This window comes from Ruegeria intermedia (assembly GCF_900129345.1).
GTDB lineage: Bacteria > Pseudomonadota > Alphaproteobacteria > Rhodobacterales > Rhodobacteraceae > Ruegeria > Ruegeria intermedia.
In genome coordinates this window covers 1-21,306 of the sequence record NZ_FQVK01000012.1, presented here as the reverse complement: position 1 = coordinate 21,306, position 21,306 = coordinate 1, and the positions used below count along the sequence as shown (strand labels likewise).

The 21,306-nt window shown below is 64.1% G+C and carries 22 protein-coding genes and 1 pseudogene; 9 read left to right on the top strand and 14 right to left on the bottom strand.

Features of this window, described 5'->3' with window-relative positions; genetic code table 11:
- The first annotated feature begins 161 nt into the window (after positions 1 to 161).
- The gene (locus F3H26_RS10010) at positions 162 to 1,160 is read left to right on the top strand and encodes a LacI family DNA-binding transcriptional regulator (RefSeq protein ID WP_149775921.1); all 999 of its coding nucleotides are present in this window, start codon (positions 162 to 164) and stop codon (positions 1,158 to 1,160) included.
- Here the strand turns inward: F3H26_RS10010 and F3H26_RS10005 are convergent, their stop codons facing one another.
- On the bottom strand, positions 1,161 to 2,294 hold the full coding sequence (locus F3H26_RS10005) for a Gfo/Idh/MocA family protein (protein ID WP_149775920.1): 1,134 nt from the start codon (positions 2,292 to 2,294) through the stop codon (positions 1,161 to 1,163).
- A 43-nt stretch (positions 2,295 to 2,337) separates the two neighbouring features.
- A complete protein-coding gene (locus F3H26_RS10000) occupies positions 2,338 to 3,441 on the bottom strand; it encodes a Gfo/Idh/MocA family protein (RefSeq protein ID WP_149775919.1) in 1,104 nt (367 codons plus the stop codon).
- Between the two features lie 96 nt (positions 3,442 to 3,537).
- Here F3H26_RS10000 and F3H26_RS09995 point away from each other — a divergent pair, with 96 nt between their 5' ends.
- The 3 genes from F3H26_RS09995 to F3H26_RS09985 are packed head-to-tail and all read left to right on the top strand — an operon-like array spanning position 3,538 to position 6,224.
- Positions 3,538 to 4,542, top strand: a complete 1,005-nt coding sequence (locus tag F3H26_RS09995; RefSeq protein ID WP_149775918.1) for a PfkB family carbohydrate kinase — start codon at positions 3,538 to 3,540, stop codon at positions 4,540 to 4,542.
- A 9-nt stretch (positions 4,543 to 4,551) separates the two neighbouring features.
- On the top strand, positions 4,552 to 5,388 hold the full coding sequence (locus F3H26_RS09990; RefSeq protein WP_149775917.1) for a 5-deoxy-glucuronate isomerase: 837 nt from the start codon (positions 4,552 to 4,554) through the stop codon (positions 5,386 to 5,388).
- Positions 5,385 to 6,224, top strand: coding sequence for a class II fructose-bisphosphate aldolase (locus tag F3H26_RS09985; RefSeq protein ID WP_149775916.1), 840 nt, complete (start codon positions 5,385 to 5,387; stop codon positions 6,222 to 6,224). The genes F3H26_RS09990 and F3H26_RS09985 overlap by 4 nt, the downstream gene beginning before the upstream one ends.
- Before the next feature lie 3 nt (positions 6,225 to 6,227).
- On the opposite strand, the gene F3H26_RS09980 is transcribed toward F3H26_RS09985, so the two are convergent.
- The 11 genes from F3H26_RS09980 to F3H26_RS09930 form a co-directional block, all read right to left on the bottom strand.
- On the bottom strand, positions 6,228 to 7,007 hold the full coding sequence (locus F3H26_RS09980; protein ID WP_188127740.1) for a TIM barrel protein: 780 nt from the start codon (positions 7,005 to 7,007) through the stop codon (positions 6,228 to 6,230).
- Positions 7,008 to 7,033: 26 nt separating this feature from the next.
- Positions 7,034 to 7,792 (bottom strand): SDR family NAD(P)-dependent oxidoreductase, encoded by a 759-nt coding sequence (locus F3H26_RS09975; protein WP_149775914.1) that lies wholly within the window; start codon positions 7,790 to 7,792, stop codon positions 7,034 to 7,036.
- Positions 7,789 to 8,595 (bottom strand): 5-deoxy-glucuronate isomerase, encoded by an 807-nt coding sequence (gene iolB / locus F3H26_RS09970; RefSeq protein ID WP_149775913.1) that lies wholly within the window; start codon positions 8,593 to 8,595, stop codon positions 7,789 to 7,791. Before iolB ends, F3H26_RS09975 begins: the two co-directional genes overlap by 4 nt.
- 43 nt (positions 8,596 to 8,638) lie before the next feature.
- On the bottom strand, positions 8,639 to 9,820 hold the full coding sequence (locus tag F3H26_RS09965; RefSeq protein ID WP_149775912.1) for a phytanoyl-CoA dioxygenase family protein: 1,182 nt from the start codon (positions 9,818 to 9,820) through the stop codon (positions 8,639 to 8,641).
- A gap of 41 nt (positions 9,821 to 9,861) precedes the next feature.
- A complete protein-coding gene (gene iolE, locus F3H26_RS09960; protein ID WP_149775911.1) occupies positions 9,862 to 10,761 on the bottom strand; it encodes a myo-inosose-2 dehydratase in 900 nt (299 codons plus the stop codon).
- Positions 10,758 to 12,590 (bottom strand): 3D-(3,5/4)-trihydroxycyclohexane-1,2-dione acylhydrolase (decyclizing), encoded by a 1,833-nt coding sequence (gene iolD / locus F3H26_RS09955; protein WP_188127739.1) that lies wholly within the window; start codon positions 12,588 to 12,590, stop codon positions 10,758 to 10,760. Before iolD ends, iolE begins: the two co-directional genes overlap by 4 nt.
- Before the next feature lie 158 nt (positions 12,591 to 12,748).
- Positions 12,749 to 13,570, bottom strand: a complete 822-nt coding sequence (locus F3H26_RS09950) for an ATP-binding cassette domain-containing protein (RefSeq protein ID WP_149775909.1) — start codon at positions 13,568 to 13,570, stop codon at positions 12,749 to 12,751.
- 1 nt (position 13,571) lies between these two features.
- The gene (locus F3H26_RS09945; RefSeq protein WP_149775908.1) at positions 13,572 to 14,678 is read right to left on the bottom strand and encodes an ABC transporter permease; all 1,107 of its coding nucleotides are present in this window, start codon (positions 14,676 to 14,678) and stop codon (positions 13,572 to 13,574) included.
- Positions 14,679 to 14,740: 62 nt separating this feature from the next.
- Positions 14,741 to 15,661 carry a sugar ABC transporter substrate-binding protein gene (locus tag F3H26_RS09940; RefSeq protein WP_149775907.1) on the bottom strand — a complete coding sequence of 307 codons (921 nt, stop codon included), beginning with the start codon at positions 15,659 to 15,661 and terminating at the stop codon, positions 14,741 to 14,743.
- Positions 15,662 to 15,785: 124 nt separating this feature from the next.
- Positions 15,786 to 16,799, bottom strand: coding sequence for an inositol 2-dehydrogenase (gene iolG, locus F3H26_RS09935; RefSeq protein WP_149775906.1), 1,014 nt, complete (start codon positions 16,797 to 16,799; stop codon positions 15,786 to 15,788).
- Between the two features lie 136 nt (positions 16,800 to 16,935).
- Positions 16,936 to 17,994: a zinc ABC transporter substrate-binding protein gene (locus F3H26_RS09930; RefSeq protein ID WP_149775905.1), complete on the bottom strand. Its 1,059-nt coding sequence runs from the start codon at positions 17,992 to 17,994 to the stop codon at positions 16,936 to 16,938.
- Between the two features lie 56 nt (positions 17,995 to 18,050).
- Between F3H26_RS09930 and F3H26_RS09925 the strand changes: the two genes are divergently transcribed.
- From F3H26_RS09925 to F3H26_RS09915, 3 genes are read left to right on the top strand one after another with little or no spacing between them, the layout of a single operon-like run.
- Entirely contained in the window at positions 18,051 to 18,566 is a 516-nt protein-coding gene (locus tag F3H26_RS09925) for a Fur family transcriptional regulator (protein ID WP_149775904.1), read from the top strand.
- Positions 18,566 to 19,306, top strand: coding sequence for an ATP-binding cassette domain-containing protein (locus tag F3H26_RS09920; protein ID WP_149775903.1), 741 nt, complete (start codon positions 18,566 to 18,568; stop codon positions 19,304 to 19,306). The genes F3H26_RS09925 and F3H26_RS09920 overlap by 1 nt, the downstream gene beginning before the upstream one ends.
- On the top strand, positions 19,306 to 20,103 hold the full coding sequence (locus F3H26_RS09915) for an iron chelate uptake ABC transporter family permease subunit (RefSeq protein WP_149776014.1): 798 nt from the start codon (positions 19,306 to 19,308) through the stop codon (positions 20,101 to 20,103). Before F3H26_RS09920 ends, F3H26_RS09915 begins: the two co-directional genes overlap by 1 nt.
- Positions 20,104 to 20,203: 100 nt before the next feature.
- On the opposite strand, the pseudogene F3H26_RS09910 reads toward F3H26_RS09915, so the two are convergent.
- Positions 20,204 to 20,587, bottom strand: a pseudogene (locus F3H26_RS09910) (integrase core domain-containing protein); the annotation flags it as partial.
- Here F3H26_RS09910 and F3H26_RS19990 point away from each other — a divergent pair.
- Together F3H26_RS19990 and F3H26_RS19840 are read left to right on the top strand one after the other, a co-directional pair.
- Positions 20,553 to 20,753 (top strand): phage head-tail joining protein, encoded by a 201-nt coding sequence (locus F3H26_RS19990; RefSeq protein WP_149775902.1) that lies wholly within the window; start codon positions 20,553 to 20,555, stop codon positions 20,751 to 20,753. The pseudogene F3H26_RS09910 and the gene F3H26_RS19990 overlap by 35 nt on opposite strands.
- Position 20,754: 1 nt before the next feature.
- A complete protein-coding gene (locus tag F3H26_RS19840; protein WP_262504553.1) occupies positions 20,755 to 20,877 on the top strand; it encodes a hypothetical protein in 123 nt (40 codons plus the stop codon).
- Positions 20,878 to 21,306: the final 429 nt, after the last annotated feature.

The window sequence follows — 21,306 nt, the reverse complement described above, 5'->3', positions numbered from 1 at the left end:
TCCGTCATAATGACGGAAATTGAATCACAATGTCAGATCACGGCCTGCAGCGCTTTGGAACCTGACGTCAGGGGTGGAAACCCCTTGCAACCGATTGCACCAGTTTTGCAATGATGCGACAGTCAACAGACCCGATCGACCGAACAAAGGAGACCAGGCAGGTGGGCGTTACGCTGAAGGAAGTTGCGGCCTTGGCCGGGGTGTCGCGGTCGGCGGTGTCGCGCACCTTCACGCCGGGCGCCTCGGTCTCGGCCAAGACCCGCGCCAAGGTGGAAAAGGCCGCCAAGGAACTGGGCTACAGCCCCAACGCGTTGGCCTCGTCGCTGACGACGGGGCGGACCAAGCTGATCGGGCTGATCTCGAACAACTTCCACAACCCCATCTTTCTTGAGGTTTTCGACCAGTTCACCCGCGCCCTGCAGGAACGCGGGCTGCGTCCCCTGATCGTGAACCTGACCGACGAGACCGAGCCCGCCAATTCCGTGCGCATGCTGCGGCAGTATTCGGTGGATGCGGTGATCGTCGCCTCGTCGACCTTGCCGCCCAGCTTTGCCAAGGCGTTCCACGATGCCGGCGTGCCGGTGGTGCACACCTTCGGGCGCTCGGCGACCTCGCCCGAGGTGCATGTGGTGGGCATCGACAATGTGGAATGCGGGCGCATGGCCGCGCGCGAGCTGGTCGCGCGGGGCTATGCCAGCGTGGGCTATCTGGGCGGGCCGCAGGATGCGACCTCGTCCCTGGACCGGCAACGGGGCTTTACCGAGGAAATGGCCAACCATCCGCAGATTCCGGTCAGCCACTCCTTCGCCGGGGCCTACTCCTTCGAGGCCGGCCGGGCCGAGATGCTGCGCCTGCTGGCGGGTGACCCGGCGCAGGCCTACTTCTGCGGTGACGACATCCTGTCGATCGGGGCGCTGTCGGCGCTGGCCGATCACGGGCTGAAACCGGGTTCCGACATCGGGATCATCGGCCTGAACGACATGGAGATGTCGCGCTGGGAATACATCAACCTGACGACCATCCATCAGCCGATCAAGCAGATCATCACCGCCTCGGTCGATCTGGTCGAAGAGATGCTGAAGACACCCGATCGCTACCCCGAGGCGCGGATCTTCCCCTGCCGGGTGATCGAGCGGGGCACGTTGCGGCCCCGCCCCTGATCAGCGGAACATCGGCGGGCGCGCGTCCTGCCAGGCGCCCTCGGCCCGGGCCGAGGCCACGGCCGCGTGCACCGCGGCAATCGAGCGGACGCCATCGGCGGCATCGGGCAGCCCATCGCGCGGTTCGCCCCGGATCGCGTCGGCCAGATCGCAATAGATATTGGCCACGGCCAGCGGAAAGCCTTCGGGATGGGCAATCGCCACGCGCGACAGGCGCATGGCGTCGTCATGCAGGCCGCCCTCGCCCTTTTCGATGATCTGGGTGCGCCCACCGACCGGGGTATAGATCAGCTGGTTGGGGTGTTCGGACGCCCAGCGCAGCCCGCCGGTTTCGCCGAACACCTGGATATCGAACCCGTGCTGCCGCCCGATCGCCACGGACGAGGTCCACAACCGGCCCACGGTGCCGCCTTCCATGCGGAAATTGACCATGGCGTCGTCCTCCAGCTGGCGGCTGGAAATGGTCGAGGCCATGTCGGCCGACAGCGTCGCGACCTTGTCATCGCAGATGAAGCTGGCCATGTGCAGCGCGTGGATGCCACAATCGGCGAATTGCCCCGACACGCCCGCCATGGCCGGATCATAGCGCCAGCGCACGCGCGGATTGTCCGCGTCGGTGGCATCCCCATGATGGCCGTGGCTGAAATTGGTGACGACCAGGCGCACCTTGCCAATCTCGCCGGCGCGGACCATGGCGCGGGCCTGCCGCACCATCGGATAGGCCGAATAGCAGTAGTTGACCGCGCAGATCCTGCCCGAAGCCCGGGCCACGCGCACGATCTCCTCGCCCTCTTCCACGGTCATGGTCATCGGCTTTTCGCACAGCACGTTGAACCCGGCCTCGAGATACGCCTTGGCGATCTCGAAATGGGTCGCGTTCGGGGTGGCGATGGTCACAAGGTCGATCCGGTCGGGCCGGTCCTTTTCACCGGCCAGCATTTCCTGCCAGTCGCCATAGGCGCGGTCGGCGGGCACACCCAGCCGCTGCGCATATGCCCGCCCCGCCTCGGGCCTGTGGTCCAGCGCGCCGGCGGCGAATTCGAACAGGCCGTCGGCCTGTGCGCCCAGACGGTGGGCGGGCCCGATCTGGCTGCCTTCTCCGCCCCCGATCATGCCCCATTTCAACTTTGCCATGGTCTTGGTCTCTCTGCGAACGATGTTTGAAAACGCGCCGCGCCTAGAATGCGCTGACGTCCTGCCAGCCGCGACTGTCGGCCGAGGCCAGCGCTGCGACCAGCACCCGGTTCACCTCGTGCCCGTCCCGGAAGGTGGGCCAGATGTTCCGTCCGGAGTGAATGGCGGTCAGAAAATCCTTGGCCTCGATGATGATCTGATCCTGATATCCGGTGCCGTGGCCTGGACCCTGGCAGAAGGGTTCATAATCGGGATGCGCCGGGCCGGTCAGGATCTTGGTGAAACCGCGATGGGCCTCGGGGCCTTCGCGGCGATAGAGCCACAGGGCGTTCTGATCCTCCTGGTCAAACCGGATCGCGCCCTTGGTGCCCGATATCTCGTAGGCATAGCCCATCTTGCGGCCCGTCGCGATGCGGCTGAAATAAAGGTTCCCCATGACGCCGTTTTCAAACCGGCACATCATCTGGGCGTGGTCGTCATTGGTCACCACGCCGCCCGGGCGGGTGTGGTGAACGGTTTCCACATCGGCCATGACCTGCGCGATCGGTCCCACCAAGGCCAGCGCGCCATTGACCATATGCGGTGCCAGATCGCCGATGGTGCCGTTGGCCATGCCGGTCGTGCGCCAGGTCGCGGGGGCCTCGGGGTCGGCATAGAAATCCTCGGTATGTTCACCGCGGAACCATGTGATGTCGCCAATCGCGCCGTCGGCGATCAGCTGGCGGGCAAACTGGCTGGCCGGGGTGCGGATATAGTTGAACCCGACCATGTTGACGGTGCCCGAGGCCTCGGCCGCCGCCACCATGGCACGGCTGTCCTCCAGCGACGCACCCAGCGGTTTTTCGCACAGCACCGGCTTGCCCAGCGCCAGCGCCGCCTCGGCGATCTGCCGGTGCGTGGATTGGGGCGAGGCGATCACGACGGCCTCGACCGCCGCGTCATTGACCAGCGCCTGCCAGTCGGCTGTGGCACGCCGGAACCCGTAGGCGGCGCGGTAGCGTTCGGCGCTGTCGGGGCTAGAGGCGCAGATCATCTCGAGCCGCGGTCTGAGCGCGGTGTCAAACACGGCGCCCACGGCGGACATGGCCACCGAATGGGCCTTGCCCATATAGCCGCCTCCGACGATTCCAATTCCGATTTCTGGCATTTTGGACGGCTCCGAACATACTGATTGCAACCGGTTGCAAAATCAGTATCGTGAGAATCGATCCAATGCAAGGTCCATCGGATCGGCGGGATCAAAATGCCTGGGAGGAACAGTTTGAGTCACTTGATCGACGGTATCAAAGGAAACCGGTTTGCCGTTTTCGGCCGCGCCGGCATGGACCTGTTCGCCGATCCGGTCGGCGTCAAAAGCGAACATGCCGACATGTTCCGCGCCGATCTGGGCGGCTCGTCCGCGAATATCTGCGCGGGTCTGGTCAAGCTGGGCAGCCAGGCGTCGCTGATCACCTCCGTCTCGGATGATGCGGTGGGTCGGTTCTGCCTGAACAAGCTGCACCACTACGGCGTGGACACGTCCTACATTCGCGTCGTCGGCGGTGAATACCGCACGTCTCTGGCCGTCTATGAAAGCTGCATCGAGAACTTTCAGAACGTCATCTACCGAAACGGCGCCGTCGATTTCCAGGTCACCGAAGATGACATGGACCGGGTCGACTATGGCCGTTTCAGCGCGGCGATCTCGGCCGGAACCGTGTTTGCCGCCGAACCGTCTCGCAGCGCAACGTTCCGCGCCTTCGAAAACGCGCGCAAGGCTGGTCTGCCGGTGATCTTCGACATCGACTATCGGCCCTACAGCTGGCCCTCGGCGCAGGTCGCCGCCGACGTGCTATCGCGCGCGGGCGAGGCCAGCGACATGATCGTCGGCAATGACGAAGAGTTCGGCTTCATGGCCGGCGGGATCGAGAAAGGCTTCCGGAAAGCCTGCGATCTGGCCGAGAAACCCGGCCGCATCGTCATCTACAAGATGGGCGAAAAGGGCGCCGTCACTCTGACCGACGGGCAAGAAATCCACACGGGCATCTACCCGGTCACCGCCGTCAAACCCAACGGCGCGGGCGACAGCTTCATGGCCGGGCTGCTGGCCTCGATCGCGGCGGGCCATCCGCTGGAACAGGCGGTGTTGCGCGGATCGGCCTGCGCCTCGATCGTCGTGTCCAAACCGGGCTGCGCGCCCGCCATGCCAACCACCGAAGACCTGGACGCTTTCCTTGCGTCCCACCCCGGCCCCACCCCGGCCGGATAGGAGAACCCAATGCACATCCCCCCGTTCGACAACCAGAACAAGCCCATCGTCGATGTCGATGACCCGACCGTGCCGCTGAACTATTTCAACATCGTCAAGTTGAAGCGGGGCGAAGCTTTCGAATACCAGGTCCCGGGATACGAGACCTGCATCGTGCCCGCCACCGGCAGCGTCGATGTGGATGTCGAGGGCGTGCGCTTTGCACATCTGGGCAACCGGGGCGAGGATGTCTGGGATGGCGAGCCCGAGGGCGCCTATGTCCCGTCGGGGGCCCGGGCGCAGATGGTCTGCGTCTCGGAAACGGCCGAGGTGTTCGTGGCCGGCGCGAAGTATGACAAGGTGCTGGACCCGTTCGACGTGCGCGAGCACGATCTGGTGCAATATGGCAGCGACGACACCAAGACCCATCGCAAGATCAAGCATATCCTGGGCCAGAAGCAGCATGACAAGGTCGGCCGCCTGCTGGTCAGCGAGCTGTTCACTGTGGGTCAGGGCGGCTGGTCGGGCTTTCCCAGCCACAAGCACGACACCAACCGCCTGCCGGACGAGACCCGGCATGACGAGACCTACAATTTCCGCTTCAAACCCAACTGGGGCTCGGGCCTGCAGATGTTGCAGCGCAAGGACAACGAACCGGGTGACGCCTATCACATCGTCGATGGCTCGACGATCTGCATCGACAAGGGCTATCACCCCTGCTGCGTGCTGCCGGGATACGAGATGTATTATTTCACCATCCTCGGCGGGCTGACCCAGCGGTCGCTGGTGCAGTATTTCCAACCCACCCATGCCTATCAGATCGAGACGATCCCGGGCATCAAAGACATGATCGCCAAGTTCAAATGACCCTCGTTACGCTCAAAGACGTCCTGCAACCCGCCTATGAACAGGGCTATGCCGTCGGCGGCCTGGTGACGCTGGGCTGGGAGGACATGCGCGCCTATGTCGCCGCGGCCGAGGCCGAAAACGCCCCGGTGATCCTGCAGGCCGGCCCCAGCTGCCGCGAGCACACGCCGCTGCCGATCCTGGGCAAGATGTTCCGGTATCTGGCCGAGAACGCCTCGGTTCCGGTCGTGGCGCATCTGGACCATGGCTATACGTTCGAGGAGTGCAGGATCGCGCTGGACAGCGGGTTCACCTCGCTGATGTTCGACGGATCGCGCAAGCCCCTGCAGCAAAATATCGACGAGACCGCCGCGATCGCCGAAATGGCCCATGCCGCCGGGATATCGTGCGAGGGCGAGATCGGCTTCGTCGGCTATTCCGGGGGCGAAGGCTCGGCCGGGACCGACCCGGACGAGGCCGCCACCTTCGCCGCCCAGACCGGCGTGGATGCGATGGCGATCTCGGTCGGAAACGTCCATCTTCAGCAGAACAAGGAAGGCGGGCTGGACGAGGACCGCATCCGTCGGATTCAGGCCGTGACCAACGTGCCGTTGGTGATCCACGGTGGATCAGGTGTGCCGGTCGAACAGCGCGCGCGGCTGGCGCGTGAAACCGCGATCTGCAAGTTCAACATCGGCACCGAACTGCGCATGGCCTTCGGCGCCGCCCTGCGCGAGGCCGTGAACCGCGACCCCGACCGGTTCGACCGGGTGACGATCCTGAAGGAAACCCATGACCCGGTTGAGGCTGCTGCCCGCACCGTGATCCGCGCCTTTGGTGCGCCGCCGCAGCGGTGACGCTCAGAGCGTGAATGCCGACCGGAAGGCGCCCAACGCGTCTTCCGGATCGCCTGAGGCAAAGGCTTCCATCCCGACAGGGCCACGATAGCCTAGGTCGTTCAATGCACGCGCCACTGTGGCATAATTGATCTCGCCGGTCCCGGGCTCGCAGCGGCCGGGATTGTCGGCCACCTGCACTTCTCCGATCCAGGGCAGGCATTTTTCACACCAGCGGATCAGGTCCCCCTCGCCGATCTGGGTATGGTAAAGGTCGAGATTGATCCGCAACTGCGGACGATCAACCGAAGAAACCAAGGAAAGCACGTCCGCCGTTGACCCGAACGGACAGCCGGGATGGTCCAGTGGATTCAGGTTTTCAAGCGTGAACACCACATCGTTCGCCTCGGCCAGATCGCAGATGCGGTTCAGGGTGTCCCGAGCCTTGAGCCACATCGACCCTGTGATCACGTCATGCTGCCAGATCGGGATTCCGCCATCGCCCAGACCGGTGCCATGCAGGTTCAGACGTGCAACGCCAAGTCGCTTGCCGACCTGAATCGTTTCGGCGGCCGAAGCCAGCAGCATATCGGCCCCGTCATCATCAGCCAGCCGCCCCTGAAGATAGCCGTTCATGATGGTGAAACTGGCGCCGGTTGCGATCAGCTTGTCAATATCGAGACCCGGCCAGTTCCACAGCCCGACGCCGAACCCCAACTCGGCCAGCCGGGCGGCGCGCCATTCCATCGGCCTGTCCAGCCACAGCATCTCGGCACAGGCCGCAAGTTGAAACGGTTGAGGCATTGATTTCGCTTTCGGCATGAAAGGACTCAGATCGAGCCGCCCTCGACCATGAAGTTCCCGGCACTGCACATGGCCGCGTCGTCCGAGGCCAGAAACAGAACCATCCGCGCCACATAGACCGGGTCGATCGGGTCGGGCAGGCATTGGCGGTCGATCTGTTTGGCCAGCGCCTCGGGCGTGACCCACAGGTCTTTCTGGCGCTGGGTCATGATCCAGCCGGGCACGACCGTGTTGACCCGGATCCGGTGATCGCCCAATTCCCGCGCCATGGTGCGGGTCAGGCCGTGCACAGCCGATTTTGCGGTGGCATAGGCGGGAAAGCCCGCGCCGGCCTCCCACCACGAGTTCGAGCCGATATTGATGATCGACCCCGCGCCCTTGTCGATCATGGCGGGCGCCACGGATTGGATGGCAAAGAACATGTGACGGAGGTTGGTCGCCATGCGCTCGTCCCAATAGTCCGGCGTCACCTCGCGCCAGTCGTGCCGGTCGTCATGTGCGGCGTTGTTGACCAGTACGTCCGCCGTGCCCAGCGCGCCCGCCAGCTCGTCAAAAGCGGACCGCAACGCCGCGATGTCGCGCAGGTCGCAGGCGGCAAAGGCGTGGGTTCCGTCCAGTTCGGCCAGCAGCGCATTGCCGCCCTCGGAGTTGATGTCGACAAAGCCGACCTTGGCCCCCTGCTCGGCAAAGCCGCGCACGATCTCGCGCCCGATGCCCGAGGCCCCGCCGGTCACGAATACGGTGCGCCCTTTCAGGCTGGGATAGATGGCAAAACCCTTGGTCATTTGTCGCGCTCCATGATCCATTCCACTTCGGGTGCTGGCACGAAACGCCATTTGCGCAGCGGCCCGGCCATGACGTTGAGGTAATACATCTCGAACCCGTAGGGCGCCCCGCAAGGGTGGTGCCCGCGCGGCACCAGGACGACATCGCCATCGGACACGGCCATGGTTTCGTCCAGCTGACCGTCATCGGTATAGACGCGCTGGATGCCGAATCCGCTGGCCGGGTTCAGGCGGTGGTAATAGGTCTCTTCCAGATAGGTGATGCGGGGATAGTCATCCTCGTCATGCCGGTGACTGGGATAGGATGACCAATGACCGCTGGGGGTAAAGACCTCGGTCACCAGCAGGCTGTCCGCGTAATCCTCGGCCTCCATCGCGATGTTGTTGATGTGGCGCGTGTTCGTTCCCTTGCCGCGCTCGGTCAGGGTGATGCCCTCGGGCCCGATCCGGCGCGCGGCATGGCCGCCCTTGCCCGGAGCCGAGCACACGGCGATCACGCAGTCGGTTTCGGCCGTGGCCTCCCACTCGGTGCCGTTGGGCAGGTACAGGCAATGGGGCGGGGACTTTTCGAACACGTTCATCCGGTCGCCCAGCACGCCCCAATCCTGCCCGGCGCCGGTGATCCGGGCCTTGCCCTCGACCATCACCAGAATGACCTCGCGGTCACCGGTGACTTCGGCGGCGCGCTCGCCCGCCCGCAGGTGATAAAGGCCAAAGCCCACATAGCGCCAGCCGGCGCTGGCCGGCGTGATGTCATGCACCTTGCCATGGGTTCCGAACGGTTTTCTCAGCAGTTCTGCCATCGGTTTCACCTGTGTTGGGGCAGCACCGGCCGCCCGGGTTCCGTCATGCCGCCTGCCGCGCCTGCTGCGCGTCCAGCGCCTGTTCCAGCTGTGCCTGCGTCCAGCTTTCCGACACCGCACGGCGCAGGATGTCGGCCTGGCTGGGCGGGGCGTTTCCGCCCACCGGCGGATCGGTGTCCAAATTGGTCGGAAAGGGATAGCCTTCGGCCGTGGCCGCGATCACGGCATCGATGCGGGCATCATCCAGATCGCCGCGCTGTTTCAATGCCACCAGTGCCGGGAATACGGCCAAACACATCGCCTTGCGGTCCACCGCCTCCATCGCGCGCCCGAAGGCCGACGAAACCTGCAGCAGGTTGGCCATCCGGTGGATGTCGGCGCTGCGGTTTTCGCCGGCGGCATGGAACAGCGCCGGGTTGAAGAACACCGCATCGCCCTTGGACAGCGGCAACTGGATGCAGACCCGTTCGAAATGCGCCCGATGCGCATCGTCGTGAAAGGCGACATAGCCGGGGCCATAGAGCTGCGAGAAGGGCAACAGCTTGGTCGGGCCGCTTTCAACGGGCATGTCGCAATGGGCAACCGCGCCCTGCAGGGTCAGCGCAGCGGTGACCATATGGGCATGCGCCGGGAACTGGGCCGCCTTGTCGGCGGTCTGGAACCCCAGGTGATAGTCGCGATGCGCCTGCTGGGCCTTGCCGCCCGGCCGCACCTGGTTGATCTGCGCAGTCACCTGGTAATCGGGGCCCAGCCAGGCCTCGCTGGCGGCGGCAATCGCCGTGTTGCCGAAATAGAGCGCAAAACCCTCGGGGTCGCGCAGGCATTGCTTTTGCAGCGCATTCCACACCCGGTCATTCGCGCCCGAGGCCGCAAAGTGATCGCCCTCGCCACCCCCGGCCTGACGCTCATCTTCGATGATCCGGCGAAACACCTCGGTCGCCCGGTCGATGACCGCGGTATCCGCATAGGCGCCTTTCAACGCGATCACCCCGGCGGATCGGCCCAGAACCCAGCCCCATTCGGCCAGCAGGGCGCGCCGGGTGTCGGGGGTTTCCAGGGCGGGCCGCAGCGCGTGCATGTCATAGACCGGCACGTTCTTTTCCACCGCGGCCGCGTGGGGCACCTGCTCGGGCCGCAGACTCTGCGAGGTCAGCGCCTTGAATTCGTCCAGGTCACAGGACTCGGGGCCGAAATAGCCGGCGAAACCAGGTTGCTGACGGACCATGAAACGCTCCTTTCCCATGGCGGCGCCCCGGGGGCGAAGGATCAGGCCGTGATCGTCAATCCGGCCTGACCGCAGACCTCGACGATGTGGTCATAACCCATCTTCGAATATTCATAGGGCGGGGCCTTGGCCGGGTCCTGTTCGGCCTCGACCACGATCCAGCCCTCGTAATCCATGGCTTTCAACGCATGGGCGACCTCCTGAAAGTCGATGCAGCCATCGCCGGGCACCGTGAAGGCCCCCGCGATCACCGCATCCAGGAAACTGCGCCGGTTGCCGCGCGTGTCGCGCACGATGCCGGGGCGGATATCCTTGAAATGCACGTGATGCACCCGGTCGCCCCAGCGGTTCAGCGTGGCCAGCACATCACCGCCGCCGAACAGCAAATGGCCGGTGTCAAAGCACAGCTTCACCTCCGGCCCCGACCCCTCCATCAGCCAGTTCACGTCATCTTCGCTTTCGATGATCGTGCCCATGTGATGGTGATAGGCCATCGGCATGCCCTGATCGGCCATCCACTTGGCCAGTTCGGTGATCCTGGCGCCATAGGCTTTGATCTCGTCCTTCGACAGTTGCGGGCGGTCGTTGACCGGGGTGCCGATCTGACCCTGAACCGTGTTCGAGCATTCGGCATAGACGATGCAGGGGCTGTTCAGCGCCACGAACTGTTCGACCTGCGCGCGCACCGCGTCGCGTTCGGCGGCGAAATCATTGACCAGCGAATTGCCCGAACACCAGCCGCCGCACAGAGCGATGTCGTTGCCTTCCAGATAGGCGCGCAGGCCTTCGGTGTCGGCGGGCATGCGCTGCCCGCGCTCGACCCCGGTATAGCCGATCTGTCGCGCCTCTTTCAGGGCCTGTTCCATCGTGAACGCCGCCGTCAGGTCGGGCAGGTCGTCATTTTGCCACGCAATCGGAGAGATGCCGATCTTCACGCTCATTTGGTGTTTCTTTCCTTGATTGCAGCCTCGTAGGCTGCGCGCTTTTCATTCACTGCAGGGCGGACACTGACCTCGGGCACCGCCACTTCCCACCACGTGCCGCCATATTCGGTCGAGGGGTACGGGTCGGTGTCGATGACGATCACATAGGGGCCTTTTATGTCGCCGCGTTTGGCCAGCGCCTCTTCCAGCTCGGCGATCGATCCGACCTTGACCGAGGTCGCCCCCATTGCCGCTGCATGGGCCGCAAAGTCGATGGCCGAGGGCGTCTCGTGCACCGCATGGTCCAGCAGGTTGTTGAACTCGGCCCCGCCGGTGCCCATCTGCAGCCGGTTGATGCAGCCAAAGCCCCGGTTGTCGGTGATCACCACGGTGAAGGACACGCCCATCATCGCCGCCGTCGCCATTTCCGAGTTGGCCATCATGTAGGTGCCGTCCCCGGTGAAACAGATCACGTCGCGGTCGGGCTGGGCCATCTTGATGCCCATGGCGCCGGCGATCTCGTAGCCCATGCAGCTGAAGCCGTATTCCATATGATAGGCCCCCGGACGCGGCGCCTTCCACAGCTTGTGCAGCTCGCCCGGCATAGTGCCGGCGGCGCACATCACCACCGTGTCGTCATGCGCCGCGCGCTGCACTGCGCCCACTACTTGCATGTCGGTGGGCAACGCGTTTGCGTCGCCCGGCGCATCGGTCAGCGCATCGACCTTGGCAAACCACTCAGCCTTGAGCGTGTCGGCCACCGGATCGGCGCGATAGCCCTGCAGGGCCGCGCCCAATTCCTCGATCCCGACCCGCGCATCGGCCAACAGAGGCATCGCGCCGTGTTTCGCGGCGTCATAGGCGGCCGTGTTCAGGCAGACCATCTTGCGCTCGGGGTTGGAAAACAGCCCCCAGGACCCGGTGGTAAAGTCCTGAAACCGCGTGCCGATGCCCAGGATCAAGTCCGCCTCGGCGCAGACGGTGTTGGCGGGTTCGCCCCCGGTCACGCCGACGGGACCGAGGTTCAGCGGGTGATCCCAAGCCAGGGCCGACTTGCCGGCCTGCGTCTCGGCAACAGGAATGTTGTGGGTCTCGGCAAAGGCCTGCAGCGCGTCGGTCGCGCCCGAATAATGGACACCGCCGCCGGCCACGATGATCGGGCGTTTGGCCGACCGGATGGCCTCGGCCGCGCGGGTCAGCTCGGCTGCGTCGGGGCGGATGCGGCGCTGGTGCCAGATACGCGGCTCGAAGAAGCTGAGCGGATAGTCATAGGCCTCGGCCTGCACGTCCTGGCAAAAGCCCAGGGTCACCGGCCCGCAATCGGCCGGGTCGGTCATGGTGCGGAAGGCGCGCGGCAGGGCGGTCAGCAGGTGCTCGGGCCGGGTGATCCGGTCGAAATAGCGGCTGACCGGGCGGAAACAGTCATTGGCGCTGACGGTGCCGTCGGTGAAATCCTCGATCTGCTGCAGAACGGGGTCAGGGCCGCGGCTGGCGAACACATCGCCGGGCAACAGCAGCACCGGCAGGCGGTTCACATGGGCCAGCGCGGCGGCCGTGACCATGTTGGTGGCCCCCGGCCCGATCGACGAGGTGACCGCCATGGCCCGGCTGCGCCGCATCTGCTTGGCATAGGCGATGGCGCAATGGGCCATGGTCTGTTCATTGTGACCGCGATAGGTGGGCAGGCTGTCGCGCACCCCATAGAGGGCCTCGCCCAGACCGGCCACGTTGCCATGGCCGAAAATCGCCCAGACACCCGCGATGAAGGGCTCGCCGTCTTCGTTCATCTGCGCGCCAAGGTAGCGCACCAGCGCCTGCGCCGCGGTCAGTCGGATTGTCTTGCTCATCATGATCCCTTTCAGAACGAGGCCGCCGTGGGCAATCCGTTGCAATCATTCTGTCGTGAAAGGATCCGACACGCCCACCACCCAGACCGGGTGGTCCAACCTGCCGGACCCAAGTGATTGTGGTGCCCCGCATGAAGCGGGACACCGGGGAGAATCCTTCAGACGGTGCCGCCCAGCGACCCTTCCAGTTCGGCCATCTCCTGCCCACCGGCCATCATGTCCTGCAGCTCTTCGGGCGAGATCTCGCCGCGCCGGGCGGTGCCCAGCGTCTTGCCGCGGTTCAGAACCGTGAACCGGTCGCCCACGGCCAGCGCGTGCCGGACATTGTGGCTGATGAAGACCACGCCGATGCCCTGGCTGCGCACCTTGTCGATGGTGGCCAGCACGTTCGAGGTCTGCCGCACACCCAGTGCCGAGGTCGGTTCGTCCAGGATCAGGATCCTGGCGCCGAAATAGACCGCGCGGGCAATCGCCACGGTCTGACGCTCGCCCCCCGACAGGGTGCCCACCGCCTGATCGGGGCCGCGCAGGTTGATGCCCATCTTGCGCATCTCCTCCATGCAGACCTCGTTGGCGTGCTCGATGTCGAACCGTTTCAACAGGCCTTTCCCCTTGGTGGGTTCGCGCCCCATGAAGAAATTGCGCGTGACGCTCATCAGCGGGATCATCGCGAGGTCCTGGAACACGGTGGCGATGCCCGCCTCCATCGCGTCGCGGGGCGTGTCGAAGGACATCGGCTGACCTTCGAAATAGATCTCGCCCTTGGTGGGCTTGTGCACGCCCGACATCGTCTTGATGAAGGTCGATTTGCCCGCCCCGTTGTCACCCAGCAGGCAGTGGCATTCACCCGGCTTGACGTCGAAGCTGACGCCCGCCAGCGCGATGATGTTGCCGAAATGTTTTTCGATGTCCTTCATTTCGACGATCGGGGCCACGTCCTTGACCGCGTCGCCGTGGTGGAACTTGGTGTCTTCGGTCATGTCAGCGCTCCCCGGTTACGCGTTTGCGGATCGCGTTGTTGAACAGAACGGCGATCAGCAGCATCGCCCCCAGGAACACCTGGAACCAGTCCTGATCGAAATCGGTATAGGTCAGGCCGATGACCACCATGCCGAAGATGATCGCCCCGAAGAATGCTCCGATGGCCGATCCATACCCGCCGGTCAGCAGACAGCCGCCGATCACCGCGGCGATGATCGCCTCGAATTCCTTCTGGAAGCCGCGCCGCGCGTCGGTCGAGCCTGCGTCGATCACGGTGATGATCGCCACCAGCGCGGCACAGCAGGCGGTCAGCATGAACAGCGATACCTTGACCCGGTTCACCGGAACGCCCGAGTTCGACGCCGCGACCCGGTCGCCGCCCGAGGCGAAGATCCAGTTGCCGGCCGGGGTGCGCAGCAGAACATAGGTGGCGGCGATGGCGAAGGCCACGAACCACAGGATTTCAACCGGGACACCCGGCACTTTGGGCGCGCCGCTTTTGAACGTGTCGATCAAGCCCTTTTCGGCCAGCCAGCTGAACAGGCCGCCGAAGGCCTCGCCGGAAAAGAACGGCGCGAGCCAGTCATTTTCGACCTGGTCGCGCACGCCGCGCAGCTGGGTCGACCCGCCGGTGGCCGCCTTCAGCCCCACCAGGGACAGGCCGCGCAGAATGAACAGAAAGGCCAGCGTCACGATGAAGGACGGCAGGCCCGAGCGGATGACGATGGTGCCGTTGACTGCTCCGACAAAGGCCGCAAAGACAAAGGTCATCGGGATCGCGGCCGCCAGCGGCAATTGCCAGGTCACCACGCAGACCCCGAAGAACAGGCCGGCAAAGGCCACCATGGACCCGATCGACAGGTCAAACTCGCCCCCGATCATCAGCAGCGCCGCGCCGATCGCCAGAATACCCAGTTGGGCGGCCGGGGTCATGAAGTTCATGATGCCGGCAAGCGTGAACATCGTTTCATCGGCCGTGATGGCGAAGAAGATGAAGACAAGGATCGCCCCTGCGATGGCCCCCAGTTCGGGCCGCTTCATCAGTTTGGTCAGGAACGGTTCCTTCTTGATCCGTTCGTCCACCGCCACTTGTGCAGACTCGGTCATGGTTTCCTCCCGTTTGGCAGGGGCGGCGCCCAGACGCCGCCCCGATTTTCAGCCCGCCGGTATCAGCGGATGCCCTGAGCGGACAGCTCGACCACCTGACCGGCCTTGTCGGCGGTGATCAGGTTCGGACCCGAGGGCACGTTGCCGCCCGGCATCAGGCCGTACTTGGCGTTCAGCGCCATGAACACGACCGGCAGATAGCCCTGCAGATACTGCTGCTGGTCCACGGCAAAGGCCGCGTCACCATCGACGATCGACTGCAGGAAGTTGGCCGACAGGTCGAACGAGGCCACGTTCACGTCGCGCCCCGACCCTTTGACGGCGGCCACGGCGGGCTCGCCGGCCGAGCTTGCGCCCAGCGCCATCACGGTATCGATGCTTTCATCCGCAGCCAGAGCCGCCGACACTTTCGACTCGATCTCGGACGGGTCGTTCGACGTAGGCAGAACGGTCACGTTGCCGCCAAAGCCCTCGGTGAAACCGGCGCAGCGCAGGTCCAGCGCGACGTTGCCGACCTCGTGGTTCACGCAGATCGCGTTCTTGCCGCCCATTTCGGCCAGCTTCTCGCCGGCGGCCTTGCCGGCGTCGAACTCATCCTGGCCGACATGCAGCGCCGCGCCCAGCTTCTTGGACACGTCCGAGCCCGAGTTCATCGAGATCACCGGGATGCCCGCAGCAACCGCGCGTTCGATCGAGGGGCCAAGCGCGTCGGCGTCCGGGATCGAGACGATCAGCCCGTCGGGCTCCTGGTTCACGGCGGCGTCGATCAGCTGCGACATGGCAACCATGTCGAAGGTTTCGGGCGCGCGGTATTCGACGTTCACGCCCATGTCCTTGCCGGCTTGCTCGACGCCGTTCTTGACCACGTTCCAGAACGCGTCATTGGCCTGGCCGTGCGACACGACCACGATATCCTGCGCAAAGGCCGGAGTGGCCAGCGCCAGCGCGCCGGCGGCCAGCGCCCCTTTGAAAAATTTGTTCATTACGTTTCCTCCCACTAGGACAGATCATTTCCTTGTCCGGGTCCCAGGACCCTTTCATTCGGCCGAGGCCGAATCTCTGCCGTCCCGCAGTGTGACGGGACCATTTCAGTTTCCGCATTCGGCGTCATTTTGCAACCGGTTTCAAAATTTCCTCCAATCGGACCGGCGCGCCGGTCCGCGCCGAGCGGGTCGCGGCCTCGGCCATCGCCAGCGCGGCGACCCCGTCTTCCAGGGTGACCGGCACCTGGGTTCCGGTGGTGACCGCCGTCACGAACGCATCCCATTCGGCGCGATAGGCCGCCATGTAGCGTTCGAGGAAGAAATAGGTCGGTTTGGCGCTGAGGACGCCATCGGCGGTGGATTTGACGACCGTGTGTTCCAGAACGTTCTGCGCCTGCAGCAACCCGCCCGAGCCCAGGATCTCGACGCGCTGGTCATAGCCATAGACCGCGCGGCGCGAATTCTTGATGACCGCGATCCGGCCATCCGCATAGGTCATGGTGACGACGGCGGTATCGACATCACCGGCGGCGGCGATTTCAGGGTCGACGACCGAGGTTCCGACCGCCGAGACGGTTTCGGGCAGCGCGCCCATCATGTAGTTGGACAGGTCGAAATCGTGGATCATCATGTCCCGGAACAGCCCGCCGGACACTTTGATGTAGCTGACCGGCGGCGGCGCCGGATCGAACGAGGTCACGGCCAGCAGTTCGGGCGCACCGATCTCGCCGTCCTGCAACGAGGCCTTGAGGGTCGCGAAATTCGGGTCGAACCGGCGGTTGAACCCGATCATGACGGGTTGCCCGTTCTGGGCGGCAACGCGCTGACAGGCCATGGCGCGGGCCAGGTCAAGGTCCACCGGCTTCTCGCACAGCACCGCCTTGCCCGCAGCGGTTGCGGTCTCGATCAGGTCCGAATGGGTATCGGTCGGCGTCGCGATCAGGACCGCGTCGATCTGGGGATCCGCGATGATGTCCTCCGAACGGCGCATCTCGGCCCGATGCGCCGCGGCCAGCGTTCGGGCGCTGTCCTCGATTGCATCCGAAACCGCGGACAGGACACTGTTGGGGTGCTGCGAGATCGTCCGCGCATGAACCTGCCCGATACGACCCGCCCCAAGCAATCCGACCCTGAGCATTTCGATCCCCCCAGATTAGAAATCTGAGGGGACCATGTTATTTTTTGCAACCGGTTGCAAGCCTTTTCTTCGGGGTGGCCCGCCACAAATGGCGGCGGCAACCGGACAAGCGCCGGGTGCGCAGTTGCGATACAGCCTACCGCGACAGACAATCGGCCAGAGTCCGGGCAATGTTGCGGATGGTCTGCGGGTACAGATCCGCGCCCGGCTCGAGAGTCGCCCCCAGCGGGTCCAAGACGGCCGTCTCGGCCGTGGATCCTTCCAAAACGGTTGCGACGAGGCCCGGGTTGAATTGCGGCTCGGTCAACACGCAATCGACACCTTCATCCCGGATGCGCGCCCGGATTTCCGCAAGTCGCGCCGGCGACGGGTCGGTCGCGTCGCTGACCGAGATCGCACCGGAGGCCGGGAAATCGAACGCGTGCTCGAAATACTGATAGGCATCGTGGAACACGATGAACCGCCCGCCCCGGACCGGCGCAAGCATGGTGGTGAGTTCATCGGTCAGAGCCGACAGGTCCTCTTGCGCAGCCGTGGCGTTGGCGTAGTAGGCGCCTGCATTCTCGGGGTCGGCCGCCGAAAGCTGTGCTGCGATCAAGGTCAGCCAGTTTTGCGCGTTTTGCGGAGACAGCCAGGCGTGCGGATCATGCGCGCCATGTGAATGACCATGTCGGTCTGCGTGGTGATCGTCGTGCTCGTCTTCGTGGCCATGGTCGTCGTGATCCGCATGGTCGTGCCCTTCATGGTCGGCATGATCATCATGATCCGCATGGTCGTGCCCTTCATGATCGGCATGATCATCTTGATCGGCATGATCGTCATGGTCGTGTGCTTCGAACAAAGCCCCTTCGCGGATGTCCAAAAGCTGCGTGCCATCGGAGTCCAGCAGGGTGGTCACGGTCGCCCCGCCCGCCAGCGAATCGATCGCACCTTCCAGCCAGGGGGTCAGATCTTCACCCATCCAGAACACCAGATCGGCCTCTTGCAGCGCGGCGGCTTCGGACGGACGCAGATTGTACTCATGAGGCGAAGCGCCGGGCGGCACGATCAGGTCAGGGCTGCCCACCCCGGCCATGACCCGCGCCACCAGCGAATGGACCGGCGCAATATCGACGGCCACGCGCGGTGCATCTGCCATGGCCGCGCCCCCCAGCAAGACCGCAGCGATCGTTTTCAAGACAAGCGTTCTGGACATCGGACCCTCTGTGTGATTTTATAACATTGCGAGCGACATACATGATATAAAATAACATGACAAGTGATCCGCAATCCCCGCCGTCCGACCACACGTCCCCGGTCGGATTTCGGGCGCATGACCATGACAGCTGCGTGGAAACGGCCTTGGCCGCGGCCGAAGCACAATGCAAGGAACGTGGGCTGCGCATGACCCCGGTCCGGCGCAAGGTGCTCGAGATGTTGTTGCAGGAACATCGCGCGATGGGCGCCTATGCCATTCTGGACCGCCTGCGCGAAGCGGGATTCGGTTCTCAGCCGCCGGTGGCCTATCGGGCGCTGGAATTCCTTGTCAAAAACGAGTTTGCCCACAAGATCGAGCGCCTCAACGCGTTTGTCGCCTGTTCGCATCCTGGGGCCGCCCATTCGCCGGCCTTCATGATCTGTCGGAAATGCGATGCGGTCGCCGAGGCAATGGCAGCAACGGCCAAGGGTGGCCTGGGCGCCGCCGCCCGCGCGGCGGGGTTCGAAATCGAACGCGCCGTGGTGGAAGCCGAAGGCTTGTGCCCGGATTGCACCGAAAAGGCCCAATAATGCCCCTCGTGACCGTTGAAAACCTCAGCCTGCGCTATGGCGCCAACACCGTTCTGCGCGACGTGGACATGGTGATCGAGCCGGGCGAGATCGTCACCATCGTCGGCCCCAACGGGTCGGGCAAGACCAGCCTGTTGCGGGCCATTATCGGCGCCGAGAAGCCAAGTTCCGGCCGGGTCATCCGCAAGCCCGGCCTCAAGCTTGGCTATGTGCCGCAAAAGCTGCATATCGACCCGACACTGCCGATCTCGGTCGAACGGTTCATGCGCCTGACCCATCCGGTGACACGCAAAGACTGTGTTGCCGCCCTGAAACGCGCCGGCGCCCCCGACCTGATGAAGCGTCAGATGTCGCAGCTGTCCGGCGGGCAGTTTCAAAGGGTTCTGCTGGCGCGCGCGCTGATCGACCGGCCCGATCTGCTTTTGCTTGACGAAGCGACGCAGGGGCTGGACCAACCCGGCTCGGCCGCCTTCTATCGCCAGATCGAGGAGGTTCGCCAGGAAACCGGCTGCGCCATCTTGATGGTCAGCCACGAGTTGCACGTGGTCATGAGCGCCTCGGACCGGGTCATCTGTCTCAATGGGCACGTGTGCTGCGCGGGCTCTCCGGCGGTGGTGGCCTCGGCGCCGGAATACCGGGCGCTGTTCGGCACCGGCACCGGCGGCGCATTGGCCTTGTACCGCCACGACCATGACCACGCCCATGACCAATGCGACACCACGCGGGAAGCTGCTGAATGATGCTTGATGATTTCATGATACGCGCCACGCTCGCAGGGGTCGGCGTCGCCTTTGCCGCTGCCCCTTTGGGATGTTTCGTCGTCTGGCGCCGCATGGCCTATTTCGGGGATGCGACCGCCCATGCCGCGATTCTGGGCGTGGCGCTTTCACTGGCATTTCAGATGTCGGTCTTCACCGGCGCCTTGGTCGTTGCACTGTTGATGGCCCTGACGGTCACCATGCTGTCACGGCGCGGCTACGCGATGGATACGTTGCTGGGCGTGATGGCGCACTCGGCACTGGCATTCGGCTTGGTAGCGGTGTCCTTCCTGTCCGGCGTACGAATCGACCTCATGGCGTATCTCTTCGGCGACATCCTCGCGGTGTCGCGCGCGGATCTGGCCGTCATCTGGGGCGGGGCCGCTCTTGTCGTCGCGCTGATCGGCTGGCGCTGGTCGCGATTGCTGACGGCGACGTTGAACGAGGATCTGGCCTATGCCAGCGGGTTCGACCCCAGGAAGGAACAACTGTTTCTGACGGTTGCTCTGGCCGTGACGGTGGCGGTTGCGATCAAGGTCGTCGGCGTGCTGTTGATCGCAGCGATGTTGATCGTTCCGGCCGCAGCGGCCCGCAACCTTGCGCGATCGCCCGAGACCATGGCCTTGACCGCCGCGGTCATTGGCGGGGCGTCAGCCGTGGCCGGACTTCGAGCCGCCTATGTGGCGGACACGCCGGCGGGGCCGACGATCGTTTGCATGGCATCCCTCGTATTTGCTTGCCTGAGCTTTTTTCCGTCGAGAGCTCAGGGCCGCCGCTAGTATTCCGATTCCCAACAGGTCTTTTTGCCCAACTGTGACTGAGCAGCCTCATCTGACTGCTCCAATTTGATTGTTGGTGCATCATTGGCCTCTGCTCCATCGGAATGGTCGTTTCAGGTGCTGGCGGGCGATAGTCCAGCGCACTGTGGGGACGTTTTGTGTTGTAGTGTTTCCTCCATTGTTCGATCAGGATTTGCGCTTCGCGCAGGCTGTAGAAGACTTCACCGTTGAGCAGTTCATCCCTGAACCGGCCATTGCAACTTTCACGGTATCCGTTCTCGCACGGGCTCCGAGGTTCGATGTAAGCCGTTTTGGCGCCAACTGCGGCGATCCAGTCTCGGACAGCCTGGGCGATAAATTTTGGCCAATTGTCTGAACGCATGAATCGGGGTGCACCCCGAAGTATGACCAGATCCGTTCGGGCATAGATCACATTGACCGAGTTCAGTGTGCGCTTCACTCTAATCGCCGGGCCTTCCCGGCTGTCCGCGCGGTACCAAGGCGTCCGCACTGTCGAAGACGAAGGCAAGCGCATGACCTACGCGAGCGAGGGCGAAATGGCCGCCGCGCCCGCGGACCTCAACCTACAGATCGCAGGGGCGACCGAGTGCATCTCAGTCGCCCGCGTCCAATTCTCGAAAAGGCTCTGAGATGAAGAACTACCATCAGAACGGCCACATCGTCCGCGTCACCACGCCCGCGGGCGTCACCGCCTCGGGCAACGCGCTGATCGTGGGCAGCATCTTCGGCATCGCCGCGTATTCGTCAGCCTAAGGCAACCCGGTCGAGCTCTCCAACCCGGCGTGTTCCAACTGCCCAAAGCGAGTGTCGCGGTGCGGCTGGACGGGGTGGCGAAAGCGGCATACGAATCGCTCAATCAGCCGAGTTTGTTGATGCCGAGTGCGCGCGATCTGCTTCCGAAGATTCTTGAGCCCCCTGCGCTCGCTCGGGGTCTTCGGAAGCGTGATGGCGTCCAAGCCGTCAAAGCCCTTGTTGGCTTCTAGCCGGATATGCTTGTTGTCGGACTTCTCCGAATAACCATGTCGGGTGAGGAGCGAAGTCAATTCATTCGCAATCCTCTTTGGGTCTTTCGTCGCTCGCTCAAGGTTGTGAACCGGCATGCAAAATTGACCCCGGTATTGGGGTAATCGGCGTCCAAATTTGACCCCCCTGATATTTGATTTCGGTAGCTTTCTCACGGAT

What these genes read in the sequence shown, in the direction of transcription:
- F3H26_RS19840 (WP_262504553.1), top strand. Translation starts at nt 20,755, where the DNA reads ATGAAGAACTACCATCAGAACGGCCACATCGTCCGCGTCACCACGCCC.
- F3H26_RS09965 (WP_149775912.1), bottom strand. Translation starts at nt 9,820, where the DNA reads ATGGTCCGTCAGCAACCTGGTTTCGCCGGCTATTTCGGCCCCGAGTCC.
- F3H26_RS09915 (WP_149776014.1), top strand. Translation starts at nt 19,306, where the DNA reads ATGCTTGATGATTTCATGATACGCGCCACGCTCGCAGGGGTCGGCGTC.
- F3H26_RS09990 (WP_149775917.1), top strand. Translation starts at nt 4,552, where the DNA reads ATGCACATCCCCCCGTTCGACAACCAGAACAAGCCCATCGTCGATGTC.
- F3H26_RS09985 (WP_149775916.1), top strand. Translation starts at nt 5,385, where the DNA reads ATGACCCTCGTTACGCTCAAAGACGTCCTGCAACCCGCCTATGAACAG.
- F3H26_RS09980 (WP_188127740.1), bottom strand. Translation starts at nt 7,007, where the DNA reads ATGCCTCAACCGTTTCAACTTGCGGCCTGTGCCGAGATGCTGTGGCTG.
- iolG (WP_149775906.1), bottom strand. Translation starts at nt 16,799, where the DNA reads ATGCTCAGGGTCGGATTGCTTGGGGCGGGTCGTATCGGGCAGGTTCAT.
- F3H26_RS09950 (WP_149775909.1), bottom strand. Translation starts at nt 13,570, where the DNA reads ATGACCGAAGACACCAAGTTCCACCACGGCGACGCGGTCAAGGACGTG.
- F3H26_RS09920 (WP_149775903.1), top strand. Translation starts at nt 18,566, where the DNA reads ATGCCCCTCGTGACCGTTGAAAACCTCAGCCTGCGCTATGGCGCCAAC.
- iolD (WP_188127739.1), bottom strand. Translation starts at nt 12,590, where the DNA reads ATGAGCAAGACAATCCGACTGACCGCGGCGCAGGCGCTGGTGCGCTAC.
- F3H26_RS09930 (WP_149775905.1), bottom strand. Translation starts at nt 17,994, where the DNA reads ATGTCCAGAACGCTTGTCTTGAAAACGATCGCTGCGGTCTTGCTGGGG.
- F3H26_RS09975 (WP_149775914.1), bottom strand. Translation starts at nt 7,792, where the DNA reads ATGACCAAGGGTTTTGCCATCTATCCCAGCCTGAAAGGGCGCACCGTA.
- F3H26_RS09940 (WP_149775907.1), bottom strand. Translation starts at nt 15,661, where the DNA reads ATGAACAAATTTTTCAAAGGGGCGCTGGCCGCCGGCGCGCTGGCGCTG.
- F3H26_RS09995 (WP_149775918.1), top strand. Translation starts at nt 3,538, where the DNA reads ATGCCTGGGAGGAACAGTTTGAGTCACTTGATCGACGGTATCAAAGGA.
- F3H26_RS10005 (WP_149775920.1), bottom strand. Translation starts at nt 2,294, where the DNA reads ATGGCAAAGTTGAAATGGGGCATGATCGGGGGCGGAGAAGGCAGCCAG.
- iolE (WP_149775911.1), bottom strand. Translation starts at nt 10,761, where the DNA reads ATGAGCGTGAAGATCGGCATCTCTCCGATTGCGTGGCAAAATGACGAC.
- iolB (WP_149775913.1), bottom strand. Translation starts at nt 8,595, where the DNA reads ATGGCAGAACTGCTGAGAAAACCGTTCGGAACCCATGGCAAGGTGCAT.
- F3H26_RS09925 (WP_149775904.1), top strand. Translation starts at nt 18,051, where the DNA reads ATGACAAGTGATCCGCAATCCCCGCCGTCCGACCACACGTCCCCGGTC.
- F3H26_RS09945 (WP_149775908.1), bottom strand. Translation starts at nt 14,678, where the DNA reads ATGACCGAGTCTGCACAAGTGGCGGTGGACGAACGGATCAAGAAGGAA.
- F3H26_RS10000 (WP_149775919.1), bottom strand. Translation starts at nt 3,441, where the DNA reads ATGCCAGAAATCGGAATTGGAATCGTCGGAGGCGGCTATATGGGCAAG.